A 12,403-nucleotide genomic window follows, 5' to 3' on the forward strand; every position below is an offset into this window, starting at 1 on the left:
GGACTCATATTTATATGGGTCAGTGTTGGTATGAATTGTGCATTCTTTCACTCAAATCATCCATGAGTAAAGGATCTATTTGATTATGAAAATTTCTGAAGCGGGCGTTAAGTTTGGTACCAGTGGCGTTCGAGGCTTGGTCAGTGAGCTAACCAATGAGGTCGCGTACGCCTTTGCTGCTGCGTTTTGGCAAGCGGCAGGTCAAGGGACCCGTGTTGTTATAGGTCATGACTTACGACCCTCCAGCCCGCAAATTACCCGAGCCTGCATGGCGGCCATGAGAGACTTAGGTGTCGAGGTGATTTATGTCGGTGCATTGGCAACACCAGCCGTCGCCTACTACGCGTCTAAGATGCATGCGCCTGCGATTGTGGTGACTGGCAGCCATATCCCGTTCGATCGGAACGGAATCAAGTTTTACAGCGTCGAGGGTGAGATCAATAAGGCACATGAAGAGTCGATCTCATCGGCCGAGGTAGTGCTGCCTCAAATTATTGAGTGTCCAGAACTGCCTGCGATTGATGCTGGTGCTAAGTCGGCTTACCTATCACGCTATGTTGACTGTTTCGGTCAAGATCTTTGTTCTGGCTTGAAGGTCGCTATCTATCAGCACTCAAGTGTTGCTCGTGATCTGTTAAGTGAACTGTTCGAGGCGATGGGGGCAGAGGTGATTGCCCTTGGCAGGACAGAACAGTTTGTGCCTATCGATACTGAAGCGGTGCGTACAGAGGATATTGAACAGGCTAAGCGTTGGGCGTCTGAGGTTGGATTTGATCTTTTGGTCTCTACCGATGGTGATGCGGACCGTCCTCTCATCGCCGATGAGACAGGGACCTTTTTCCGCGGTGATATTCTGGGTGTCCTCACAGCAAAGGCGGTCGGTGCAGAAGCGGTTGTGACTCCCGTCAGCAGTAATACGGCACTGGAATTAAGCGGTTGGTTTGATCAAACGCTGCGTACACGAATAGGCTCACCCTATGTGATTGCAGGAATGGAGTCGGTTGCAGAGGGTGTTGTTGCCGGTTTTGAAGCGAACGGTGGATTTTTGTTAGGTAGCGATGTTGGACTGAATGGGTCAACGCTTTCAACGTTGGCGACGCGTGATGCTGTTCTGCCAATGCTGGCGGTCATCTACCTCGCCAAACAGAATCAGCTTAAGGCCAGTCAACTGTCGGCCGAGCTGCCAGAGCGATACACCGCATCGGATCGCATTCCAGGGATAGCGACCGAGTGGAGCCAATCGATGTTACAGCGTCTGAATGAGGGACAGCTGCAGTTTGAATCGCTAATGCCTTGGTCTTTGGGTGGTATTCGATCAGTCGATCAGACCGATGGTTATCGTGTCGACTTTGATACTGATACGATTGTCCATCTTCGTCCCTCTGGTAATGCTCCAGAGCTGCGCTGTTATGTCGAGATGAACAGTGAACAGGATGCGACAGAACTCTGTCGTCGGGTACTTAACAAGGTCGAGCAACTGTTTAAGAGTGAAGTATAGATGTTAAATTTTGCTGCTAACCTATCGTTTCTATTTTCAGACCTTCCCTTTTTAGAGCGTTTCGTTGCGGCAAAAAAAGCCGGTTTTGATTCGGTCGAGTATCTTTTCCCGTACGACTATCCTGCGGAACAGATTAAAGACCTTTTAAATGAGTCTGGTTTGGAGCAAGCGCTGTTCAATGCCTCTGCCGGTGATTGGGGTGCGGGTGAACGTGGGCTAGCGGCGCTGGTCGGTCGCGAATCTGAGTTTAAAGCCTCGATTGAACAGGCGGCCTCTTATGCCGAGGTGTTGGACAATCGACGTCTGCACATCATGTCCGGGCTAGCCGATTTTTCCGATCCAAAGGCATTTGAAACCTATCTGAATAATTTAACCTGGGCGGCCGATCAACTGAACTTATCAGGTATCAATGTGTTAATTGAGCCGATTAACAGTCGTGATATGCCAGGCTACTTTTTAACGACACCTGAGCAAGCAGCAGAGGTTATTGAGTTGGCCAATCGCACAAATTTAAAAATGCAGTTTGACCTCTACCATGCTCAGATTATGTGCGGGGATCTTATTACCCGTTTAGAGCGATACTGGCCTCTGATTGATCATATGCAGATCGCATCTGTGCCCGATCGCAATGAACCATCCAGCGGCGAAATCAACTACTCCTACCTCTTTAACTGGCTCGATCAAAAAGGGTATCAAGGATTCATTGGTTGCGAATATCGACCTAAAACAACGACTTTAGAGGGTTTGGGTTGGTTGTCTGACTACAAAAGGTCATCTAATGGATAAACCCAAGGCGCTTCTTGTTGCCGGCATTAGTGCTGAGCTAAAAGGTATGTTGGCGGAGGTGGTTGAACTGGTTCCGCTAAATAAGCAGGGTGATGCGAATCAGTTTTTAGCGGATCAGGGTGCCGATTTTGAATTGGTGGTCACCAGTGCCGGCAAAGGCTGTGCAAACGCATTGATGGAGCAGCTGCCCAATCTTAAAGTGATCTTTAACTGGGGCGTTGGCTACGACCAAGTGGATGTCGAGTTTGCGACTTCGCGAAGCGTTCAAGTGACCAACACACCCGACGTGCTTAACGAGTGTGTGGCGGATATGGCGATTGGAATGCTGATCTCACAAGCGCGCTGTATGGGTGAGGCTGAACGATTTGTTCGTCGCGGTGAATGGCTTAGCAACCCAACACCACCGATGGGGCAAAAAGTCAGCGGTAAGCGCCTGGGTATTGTCGGATTAGGACGCATTGGATTGGAGACTGCTAAGAGAGCCGAGGCGTTTTCAATGCAGATTCGCTATCACAATCGTCATCCACGGGAGGATGTCGACTACGCTTATGAAGCGTCGATTGTTGAGCTGGCAAAATGGTCCGACTACTTGCTTCTGCTCTGTCCAAGTACGCCAGAGACCTATCAGATGATCGATCGAGAGGTGTTACAGGCCTTGGGACCACAAAGTTCGCTGATCAATATCGCCCGCGGTGCGGTGGTGGATCAAAAGGCACTGGTTGATCTTCTGCTGTCCGGTGAGTTGGGTGGTGCGGCGTTGGATGTCTTTGAGAGAGAGCCAGAGGTGCCAGAGGCGCTAATGGATCTGCCTAATGTGTTGCTATTGCCACACGTTGGTAGTGCCACGTTTGAAACCCGAACGGCAATGGCCCAGTTGGTTGTCGATAATGTAAAAGCCTATATCGAATCAGGAAGCCTGGTTACTCCCGTCAATTAGTCCAGTAGGTAAATGCTGGTAAAGAACCAGAGGGTGATGGCTGTGCTGGCAAAAATGATGGCCAGTCTAACCCAGCTGTTTGGAATCCTCTTGGAGATGATGCCTGCTGCATAGCCCCCAATCAGTGTGCCAACCAGCAGTATCAATGTTTCGTTCCAGCTAATCAGATCATTGATTAAGAACAGCACAATGGCACAACCTGAAATGGTCGATGAGTAGAGCAGTTTAAGTGCATTCATCTCATTAACAGAGCGATAGCCTGCTAAGCTGCAGTAACTCAGCAGTAATATCCCCAGTCCTGCATTAAAGAATCCACCGTAGATTGATACGCCAATAAAAAGCAGGGTAAATAACCCGTTTTGTGCTTTATCGATATGGCGATGTTTTTGGCTCCACTTTTGTAATGTCTTATTAAACTGTCCGCCAAAAATAAACAGCAGAGTCGCGAAGAGTAGTAGCCAAGGCACGGCTTTTTCAAATTCGCTGTTAGAGGTTTGTGTTAACAGGTAGGCACCTATTATTCCGCCGATCGCAGAGATAAAAGAGAAGATCAGAAGTTTTTTAGGTGAATCTTTTATCTCTTGTCGAAGCGCATAGGTGCCCGAAAGATAGCCAGCTGTTGCAGCAAAGGTGTTGCTGGCATTGGCGATGACAGGGGGAACCCCAACAGCAATCAGAGCGGGGAATGTGATAAAACTTCCACCGCCAGCAAGAGAGTTTACGATGCCACCTAAAATACCTGCAGCGGCAAGAAATAGAATCTCTTCCAAACTTATTGACTCTTTAGCTGATTGATTAAATGCCAAATTGATAAGGCTAAAGAGACCGCTGCCGTGACAATAAGCACCTCTGCCATAGTGATCCCTTTAATGATCTCTGGCGTGTAGCCACATAGCTCCCAAGGTTCAAATATTGCCGGAAGCCAAAGGTGAAGGGGAAACCAGTTTGGGAAAGGGTCGCTCAATGTGCAGCTGCTCTCAAACCAGTAGCGCTCGATCCCTAAAACTTGGTAGCTCTGGTAAAGCAGAAAAGCCATCAGTGGAACAAGTAAAAAGGCGAGCAGCGTCTGTATAGAACGCGCTGAGAAGATCTTCCCGGATACTGCCAAGAGAAGGGCGCCAAAGAGTGTGGCACGAATCTGTACGCAGAGAGCACAGGGACCGTAGTCGAGTAGGTATTGAAAAACTAAAGCCCCAGCCTCGAGGCCTAACGCGAGTATAAGTGTGTAGCTCCAGATGAGCGGTTTTGGCGATTCTCTAAACTTAAACATGGCTTCTTTGAATGGTTATTTTCTAGGTGATTCTAATCATCTTTTTATTCGCTGTCGCTATTAAAAATTAGAACTTTGTAAATTTATTTAAATGGATTTATTCGTGGTTTAATTTAATTGTTTGGTTTAGGTTTTTTAAATATTTTTATTTATTTAAATTTTTATATTGAGAAAACTATTTATTTTTATATATTATGTTGGCGTTAAATTAAAACTGTGCATCCCCTTTGCCAACTATTAATAGTATTAGGAATTTTTGATGAGCGATTTTATTAAAACTCTTTTGCGCAAAAACTCTCTTCGTAAACAGTGCCAATCGGTTGGTGCAGATGAGATCGAAAAAGTGATTGCCGATCTAACGGATATTCTTGAAGAGCGTCGCGCTGAGGAAGCTGCTTTACTAGAGCAGAACCGTGCAAAGCTGGAGGCGATTGAAGCGATTCGCCAGAAGATGCGTGAAGCGGGTATTGCGCTCGATGAGCTAACTGGTATCACTGAATCGGCGCCTAAATCTCGTAAAGAGGTGAAAGCTAAGTACCAGATTACCGATGCAAGTGGTCAAACCCATGCCTGGACAGGTCGCGGTCGCACTCCAACTGTATTCGCAGATTACATGGCTTCTCGTGGTATCACAAAAGATCAACTGCCAACCATAGATTGATATATAATCGCTCTATGAGTGAAGGCCCTTCCTCGGAAGGGTCTTTTTGTTTCTATGTTTTGAGGTTGCGTCCGCATGTCTGATGAAAAACTGCAAAAAGTGTTGGCGCGCTCCGGTGTAGGCTCACGTCGTGAGATGGAGCGTTGGATCGAAGAGGGTCGAGTCGAAGTAAACGGCAAATTGGCGACTCTTGGTGATCGTGTTTCTGCTGAAGACCAGATTAAGGTCGATGGCAAATCTATTGAACTGAACAGTGCGGGTAGCCAAACGGCTCGAGTTCTTATCTACAATAAACCCATTGGTGAAGTCTGCACTCGCCATGATCCTGAAGGCAGGCCAACTGTCTTTGATAATCTGCCGAAGCTTAAATCTGAGCGTTGGGTTGCGATCGGTCGTCTCGATATCAATACATCGGGTCTTTTGGTTTTTACTACCGATGGTGAAATTGCTAACAAGATGATGCACCCATCGAGCAACATTGACCGCGAATACGCGGTTCGAGTTCTAGGTGATGTCAGTGATGCTGTACTCAAGCGTTTAACCGACGGTGTTCTTCTTGAAGATGGCATGGCTAAGTTTACCGACGTTCGTTACTTCAATGGTGAAGGTGCCAACAAATGGTTCCACTGTTGTGTCATGGAGGGGCGTAACCGTGAAGTTCGTCGTCTTTGGGAGTCGCAAGAGCTGCAAGTTAACCGTCTAAAGCGTGTCCGTTTCGGGCCGGTATTCCTCCCCAGTGACGTTAAGGTAGGCACTTGGCGTGAGCTTGGTCAGAAAGAGGTCGACATTCTAACGGATGAGCTGATGCTGGAGCGTCGTAAAGTGCCTTCGATCAATCCCGAAGATCTTGATCGTAAAGAGCGCGAATACAAACGCCAGAAGATACGTCAAACCACCGATCACAACCGTGATTCAGCCCGACAGGACCGCCGCAAGCGTAAGGTTCGTGTGGTGGGCAAGCGAGGGTGACAATTGAGGGGGCTGTCCTTCGGTCTGATCCCTCTCTCTAGCTGATAGTGACGGGCCTTCAGCCTGTCATCTGCTTTATCGGTGTTTTCCAGATAGGCATTAAATTCTAACTGCGGATGACAGGCTGAAGGCCAGTCATCTCTACTAAGATCGCGGCCTTTTTAAGACCGCTCCAACGTTGGTAATGGCCAGCCTTTAGGCTGGGTATTCGCTCTCTAGCTAAAATCCGCAGCAGACATCACACCTTGTGCATCTATATTCTGTCCGTTGACTCCTTTGCTATCAGGTCCCATCAGGAATAGATACGCCGGTTGAATATCATCGGGTGTCGCAATGGTGCTTGGGTCCTCTGCAGGGTATGCGTAGGCACGCATTGCAGTGGCGGTACCGCCTGGATTGATGGCGTTGATGCGGATGCTTGGGTCATTCTCTAGCTCGTCAGCTAAGGTCTCCATCAGTCCCAGTGTGGCGAATTTAGAGACGCAGTAGGCACCCCAGTAGGCACGGCCCTTGGTCGCAACCCCCGAAGTGACAAAAATGACTGAGGCGTCTTCGGATTGTCTAAGCAGTGGCATTAGGGTCTGTGTCAGGATGAACGGTGCGTTGACGTTCACGCGCATTACCTGTTCCCAGATGATCGGGTCGTAGTTCTCAATCGAAGTTCTTAGACCAAGGATGCCTGCGTTGTGCAGGATGCCATCTAGCTTGCCAAAGGTCTCATCCAGCAAGTTAGCCAGCTCAATGTAGTCGGGTTCGCTTGCCTTGTCGAAGTCGATCGGCACGATGGCAGGCTGTTTGCAGCCTAGCGCTTCAATTTCATCGTAGACAGCTTCAAGCTTCTCTTCGGTGCGGCCCGCTAGTATGACAGTCGCGCCCGCTTTGGCGTAGGCGATAGCTGAAGCTTTACCTATTCCATCACCGGCACCAGTGACCAGAATAGTGCGTCCTTCAAGAAGTTGCTCGGGAGCGTCGTAGGTAAACATGCTTAGACCTTTTAAATAAATTGTTCACTAAGAAATGAGAGAAGGTTCTCGGACTGATGAAGTGCATGAGTTGCTTGCCACTCCCTATAATCCTCGCCTTGCGCTAAGTAACCGAAGGTGCAGGCTACCGTTGGTGTGCCTGCCGCTTTTCCAGCGACAATGTCGCGAATATGGTCGCCAAAGTAGAGTGAGTGCTCTGCTGTTGCATCAATCGTTTTAAGCGCTTTGATAATCCCTTCTGGATCGGGTTTTGATTGACTAACGTCCTCTGGGCAGATGCAGACACTGCAGCGATCAGTGAGTTGCAGTTGCTCAAGCACGATATCCGTCAAATCTCTAGGTTTGTTCGTCACAATGCCCCAGGGAATCTGCTGCTCTTCAAGCCAGCTCAACGCTTCGTTAAAGCCGGGAAACAGACCGCCACTCTCGACGGGGTTACTTCTATACAGAGAGAGAAACTCATTGTGAAGTGCTGTCTCATTGGCAATGAACTGCTCTGGGAAAGCGGCCTTAAGCATCGGCTTTCCGCCGTTCGAGGCATTGTCCCTAATTAGCTGAAAATCGGGCTCCGCGAAGCCGTGGTTCTGTGCCTGCTGACAAATGACGCGATAAAAGTCCGGGGCTGTATCCAGCAGTGTGCCGTCTAGATCAAAGAGTGCAGATCTCATAGTGGTTTGGTCGCGGCAACCAGATAGTTCACGCTGACATCATTAGCATTCAGTGCGTAGACTTTGGTCAGTGGGTTGTAGGTCATACCGCATAGGTCATCCACCTCCAGTCCAGCAGCACGCATGTGGTTGGCCAGTTCAGCCGGGCGGATGAACTTGTTGAAGTCGTGTGTGCCGTTGGGAACCAGTTTAAGCAGACGCTCTGCACCCAAAATGGCAAACAGGTAGGCTTTCGGGTTGCGATTTAAAGTCGAGAAAAAAACGCGTCCACCTGGTTTGGTTAGGGCTGCACAGGCTTTTACGACCGAAGCTGGGTCTGGAACGTGTTCTAGCATCTCCATGCAGGTGACGACATCAAAGCGCTCTGGGTTCTGTTCAGCGAACTCTTCCGCTGTTGTGCGGGTGTAATCGACTTTAACGCCAGACTCTAGGCCGTGCAGTTTGGCGATTTTTAGTGGCGCTTCACCCATATCAATGCCGCTAACTGAGGCGCCGCGGTGCGCCATCGCTTCCGATAAAATGCCACCGCCACAGCCGACATCTAATACCTCTTTGCCGGCCAGATCAGCATGACGATCAATGAAGCCAACTCGCAGTGGGTTGATATCGTGAAGGGGTTTGAATTCACTCTCTTTATCCCACCAGCGTGATGCAAGCTCTTCGAATTTAGAGATCTCTTGTGGGTCGATATTCAGGTTTGTTTGATCGGTCATTTAGGCTACCAAAGTGGCAATTCATTAACGGTTAATGGCGCTAGTTTATCACCCCTTTGAATAAGGCCCAAAAGCTGATTTGATTCAATTGTTTGTGTTATGATGTGGACTTTATTTTTGCACCGGGTGGCGGTGCGAACAGAAGACTAAAAGGAACGCCAGATAATGGGTGACCTAACCAAAGAAGTTCTTCCGGTAAATATCGAAGACGAACTGAAGCAGTCCTACCTAGATTACGCAATGAGCGTGATCGTCGGCCGTGCACTACCTGATGCGCGTGACGGCCTAAAACCGGTTCACCGTCGTGTGCTGTTTGCGATGAATGAGCTGGGTAATGATTGGAATAAACCCTACAAAAAATCCGCTCGTGTGGTTGGTGATGTAATCGGTAAATACCACCCTCACGGCGACAGTGCGGTTTACGATACGATCGTTCGTATGGCGCAAGACTTCTCTATGCGCTACATGCTGGTAGACGGTCAGGGTAACTTTGGTTCGGTGGACGGTGACTCTGCTGCGGCAATGCGTTACACCGAAATTCGAATGAAGAAGATCTCTCACGAGCTTCTTTCGGATCTGGATAAAGAGACGGTCGATTACGTCGATAACTACGACGGTACCGAAAAGATTCCAGCGGTCCTTCCGACTCGTGTGCCTAACCTGTTGGTCAATGGTTCAGCGGGTATTGCGGTAGGTATGGCGACGAACATTCCGCCCCACAACTTAGGTGAGGTGGTTCGAGGCTGTTTGGCACTGATCGAGAACCCGGATATTACTATCGATGAACTGCTTGAGTTTATCCCAGGTCCAGACTTCCCGACGGGCGGTATTATCAATGGCCGTGCAGGTATTTTGCAGGCCTACCGAACAGGTCGTGGCCGTATCTATGTTCGTGCAAAACACCACGTTGAGGAGCACCCGAAAAACGGTCGTCCTATGCTGGTTATCACCGAGATTCCTTACCAGCTCAACAAAGCGCGCTTGATCGAAAAGATCGCTGAGCTGGTCAAAGAGAAAAAGATCGAAGGTATCAGCGAACTTCGCGATGAGTCAGACAAAGATGGTATGCGTATCGTTATTGAGTTGCGTCGTGGTGAAGTGCCTGATGTCATCATCAATAACCTATTTGCGCAGACACAGCTGCAGAGCGTGTTTGGTATTAACATGGTGGCGTTGGTTGATGGTCAACCGCGTCTATTGGATCTGAAAACGGCGCTTGAGTGTTTCGTTCGTCACCGTCGCGAAGTTGTCACACGTCGTACGGTTTACCTACTGCGTAAAGCGCGAGAGCGTGGCCACATCTTGGAAGGTTTGGCGATCGCACTGGCAAACATTGATCCTGTCATTGAACTGATTAAGAAATCCCCAACCCCTGCGGAGGCAAAAGAGGCGCTGATTGCGACCGCTTGGGCGCCTGGTCAGGTGTTGGATATGCTAGAGCGTGCAGGTGAAGATGCCTGTCGTCCAGAAGGTTTGGAAGCTCAGTTCGGCCTGCGTGACAACAGCTACTACCTATCGCCAGCTCAAGCGCAAGCGATTCTCGAATTGCGACTACACCGTCTAACCGGTCTAGAGCACGAAAAGCTGATTGAAGAGTACCGCGATCTTATCGAGCGTATTGCAGAGCTTTTAGAGATTCTTGGCTCACACGTTCGTTTGATGGAAGTGATTACTGAAGAGTTGAACGAGCTGGTTGCAGAGTACGCAGATGAGCGTCGCACTGAGATCACTGCGTCTATGCAGGATCTAACCATTGCTGATCTGATCACCGAAGAGGAGATGGTTGTGACTATCTCGCACGGTGGTTATGCGAAGACACAGCCGCTTGAGGCCTACCAAGCACAACGTCGCGGCGGTAAAGGTAAGTCTGCGACAGCAATGAAAGATGAAGATTTTGTCGAGCATCTGCTGGTGACTAACAGTCACGATACGATCCTGTGTTTCACCAACTTCGGTAAGGTCTACTGGCTGCGCGTGTTTGAGATCCCTCAGGCAAGCCGTACCGCTCGTGGTCGACCTATGGTCAATATTCTGCCGTTGGCAGAGGGTGAGCGCATCAGCACGATTCTTCCTGTTAAAGAGTTTGATGATGAGCGTTGCGTATTCATGGCGACAGCCAATGGTACCGTGAAGAAGACCCGTCTATCGGCCTTCTCTCGCCCACGCAGTACAGGTCTGATTGCATTGGATATCGTTGAAGGTGACCGCCTAATCGGTGCATCACTGACAAACGGTAGCGACGATGTGATGCTGGTGACCTCTGCGGGTAAAGCGATTCGCTTCAATGAAACAGATGTTCGTGAGATGGGTCGTACCGCTCGCGGTGTGCGTGGCGTTAAGTTGGATGATGTCGCTAAAGTGATCTCATTGATGGTGCCTAAGGAGGGTGGTCAGGTGCTGACTGCTTCTGAGAAAGGCTATGGTAAGAAGACAGCGATCACAGAGTTCCCAATTCGTGGTCGTGGCGGTATGGGTGTCATTGCTATGCAGTGCACCGATCGTAACGGTGCGTTGGCCGGTGCTGTCCAGGTATTTGATGGCGATGACATCATGCTGATCAGTGATCTTGGCACCATGGTTCGTACCCGTACTTCTGAGATCTCCTCACTCGGTCGAAATACCCAGGGTGTCCGACTCATTCGCGTAGCGGATGATGAGACTCTGATCGGTATCGCTCGAATCGAAGAGCCGGAAGAGGATGAAGATGCGACTGATGCAGCTGGAGAGGGTAACTCAACAGAAACTAATGCATCAGAAGAGAGTCAAGTTGTACAAGAGGAGTCTGATGATTCCGACGGCAGCGAAGAAGAGTAATTGAGGCTCGGAACCCCTATTAAATGAATCGTCTATTTAATTTCAGCGCTGGCCCTGCAGCGCTGCCAACGGAAGTACTAGAAATCGCCCAATCTGAAATGTTGGATTGGCATGGCAAAGGCCTCTCTATTATGGAGATGAGCCACCGTAGCGCTGAGTTTGTTAGCGTTGCTGAAGGGGCTGAACAGGATTTGCGTGATCTGATGAACATCAGTGACGACTACGCTGTCATGTTCCTTCAAGGGGGCGCGACCAGTCAGTTTGGTATGGTGCCGATGAATCTGTCACAAGGTGGCAAGGTCTCGTACATCAACACGGGTGTTTGGTCGAAAAAAGCGATCAAAGAGGCAAAGCGTTTTGCAGATGTCTCTATCGCTGCCTCAACTGAGTCATCAAACTTTTGTGAAGCGCCGCTGCAGTCTGATCTCTCTATTGATTCGACGGCTAACTACCTTCACTACACCACCAATGAAACCATTGGCGGCGTTCAGTTTGATTACATTCCAGACGCGGGTGACGTGCCGCTTGTGGCTGATATGTCTTCGGACATACTCTCTGCGCCTGTTGATGTCTCACGCTTTGGTTTGATCTATGCGGGTGCTCAGAAGAATATCGGACCTGCCGGCTTAACGGTTGTGATCGCGCGTAAAGATCTATTAGGCAATCCCTTAAGTACAGCGCCGACTATGTACGACTATGCGGTTCACGCTGCTGAAGGGTCGATGCACAATACGCCGCCGACACTGGCCTGGTATCTGTCAGGTTTAGTATTTCAGTGGATTAAGCGCCAGGGTGGTTTGTCTGCAATGGCGGAATTGAATCATCGCAAAGCGTCTAAACTCTATGCTGCGATTGATGCAAGTGACTTTTTTGCCAACCCAGTTGCTGTGCGAAACCGTTCGATCATGAACGTTCCGTTCACACTGGCGGATTCTGCTCTGGATAAAGCCTTCCTGGCCGAATCTGAAGAGGCAGGGTTGTTGAATCTTAAGGGGCATCGTTCTGTCGGTGGTATGCGTGCAAGCATCTACAATGCTGTGCCCGAAGCAGCGGTTGATGCACTGATCGATTTTATGGCTGATTTCGAAAAGCGCCGAGGCTAAC

General features: G+C 49.3%; 12 protein-coding genes. 7 read left to right on the forward strand and 5 right to left on the reverse strand.

Features of this window, described 5'->3' with window-relative positions:
- Window positions 1–85: 85 nt before the first annotated feature.
- The 3 genes from XMD530_RS08110 to XMD530_RS08120 are packed head-to-tail and all read left to right on the forward strand — an operon-like array spanning window position 86 to window position 3,221.
- A complete protein-coding gene (locus XMD530_RS08110) occupies window positions 86–1,498 on the forward strand; it encodes a phosphomannomutase (RefSeq protein WP_173481327.1) in 1,413 nt (470 codons plus the stop codon).
- A complete protein-coding gene (gene otnI, locus XMD530_RS08115; RefSeq protein WP_173498393.1) occupies window positions 1,499–2,284 on the forward strand; it encodes a 2-oxo-tetronate isomerase in 786 nt (261 codons plus the stop codon). It abuts the gene before it with no gap.
- On the forward strand, window positions 2,277–3,221 hold the full coding sequence (locus XMD530_RS08120; RefSeq protein WP_173507001.1) for a 2-hydroxyacid dehydrogenase: 945 nt from the start codon (window positions 2,277–2,279) through the stop codon (window positions 3,219–3,221). Before otnI ends, XMD530_RS08120 begins: the two co-directional genes overlap by 8 nt.
- On the opposite strand, the gene XMD530_RS08125 is transcribed toward XMD530_RS08120, so the two are convergent.
- On the reverse strand, window positions 3,218–3,991 hold the full coding sequence (locus XMD530_RS08125) for a sulfite exporter TauE/SafE family protein (RefSeq protein ID WP_217362073.1): 774 nt from the start codon (window positions 3,989–3,991) through the stop codon (window positions 3,218–3,220). The two genes, XMD530_RS08120 and XMD530_RS08125, sit on opposite strands and share 4 nt — an antisense overlap.
- A gap of 2 nt (window positions 3,992–3,993) precedes the next feature.
- The gene (locus XMD530_RS08130) at window positions 3,994–4,491 is read right to left on the reverse strand and encodes a disulfide bond formation protein B (protein WP_173481324.1); all 498 of its coding nucleotides are present in this window, start codon (window positions 4,489–4,491) and stop codon (window positions 3,994–3,996) included.
- A gap of 259 nt (window positions 4,492–4,750) precedes the next feature.
- Here XMD530_RS08130 and XMD530_RS08135 point away from each other — a divergent pair, with 259 nt between their 5' ends.
- Together XMD530_RS08135 and rluB are read left to right on the forward strand one after the other, a co-directional pair.
- Window positions 4,751–5,152, forward strand: coding sequence for an H-NS family nucleoid-associated regulatory protein (locus tag XMD530_RS08135; RefSeq protein WP_173507002.1), 402 nt, complete (start codon window positions 4,751–4,753; stop codon window positions 5,150–5,152).
- Between the two features lie 75 nt (window positions 5,153–5,227).
- Window positions 5,228–6,121: a 23S rRNA pseudouridine(2605) synthase RluB gene (gene rluB, locus XMD530_RS08140; RefSeq protein WP_173488711.1), complete on the forward strand. Its 894-nt coding sequence runs from the start codon at window positions 5,228–5,230 to the stop codon at window positions 6,119–6,121.
- A 215-nt stretch (window positions 6,122–6,336) separates the two neighbouring features.
- On the opposite strand, the gene XMD530_RS08145 is transcribed toward rluB, so the two are convergent.
- Genes XMD530_RS08145 through ubiG form a run of 3 tightly spaced genes read right to left on the reverse strand, consistent with a single transcriptional unit; the run spans window position 6,337 to window position 8,485 of the window.
- Window positions 6,337–7,104: a YciK family oxidoreductase gene (locus XMD530_RS08145; RefSeq protein ID WP_173507003.1), complete on the reverse strand. Its 768-nt coding sequence runs from the start codon at window positions 7,102–7,104 to the stop codon at window positions 6,337–6,339.
- Window positions 7,105–7,115: 11 nt separating this feature from the next.
- A complete protein-coding gene (locus tag XMD530_RS08150) occupies window positions 7,116–7,772 on the reverse strand; it encodes an HAD family hydrolase (protein ID WP_173483083.1) in 657 nt (218 codons plus the stop codon).
- Window positions 7,769–8,485 (reverse strand): bifunctional 2-polyprenyl-6-hydroxyphenol methylase/3-demethylubiquinol 3-O-methyltransferase UbiG, encoded by a 717-nt coding sequence (gene ubiG, locus XMD530_RS08155; protein ID WP_173481319.1) that lies wholly within the window; start codon window positions 8,483–8,485, stop codon window positions 7,769–7,771. Before ubiG ends, XMD530_RS08150 begins: the two co-directional genes overlap by 4 nt.
- Before the next feature lie 165 nt (window positions 8,486–8,650).
- On the opposite strand from ubiG, the gene gyrA reads away from it, so the two are divergent.
- Together gyrA and serC are read left to right on the forward strand one after the other, a co-directional pair.
- A complete protein-coding gene (gyrA, locus tag XMD530_RS08160; RefSeq protein ID WP_173507004.1) occupies window positions 8,651–11,299 on the forward strand; it encodes a DNA gyrase subunit A in 2,649 nt (882 codons plus the stop codon).
- A 23-nt stretch (window positions 11,300–11,322) separates the two neighbouring features.
- The gene (serC, locus tag XMD530_RS08165; protein ID WP_173481317.1) at window positions 11,323–12,402 is read left to right on the forward strand and encodes a 3-phosphoserine/phosphohydroxythreonine transaminase; all 1,080 of its coding nucleotides are present in this window, start codon (window positions 11,323–11,325) and stop codon (window positions 12,400–12,402) included.
- The last annotated feature ends 1 nt before the right edge of the window (window position 12,403 follow it).

Source organism: Marinobacterium sp. xm-d-530, from assembly GCF_013283365.1.
Taxonomy (GTDB): domain Bacteria; phylum Pseudomonadota; class Gammaproteobacteria; order Pseudomonadales; family Balneatricaceae; genus Marinobacterium_E.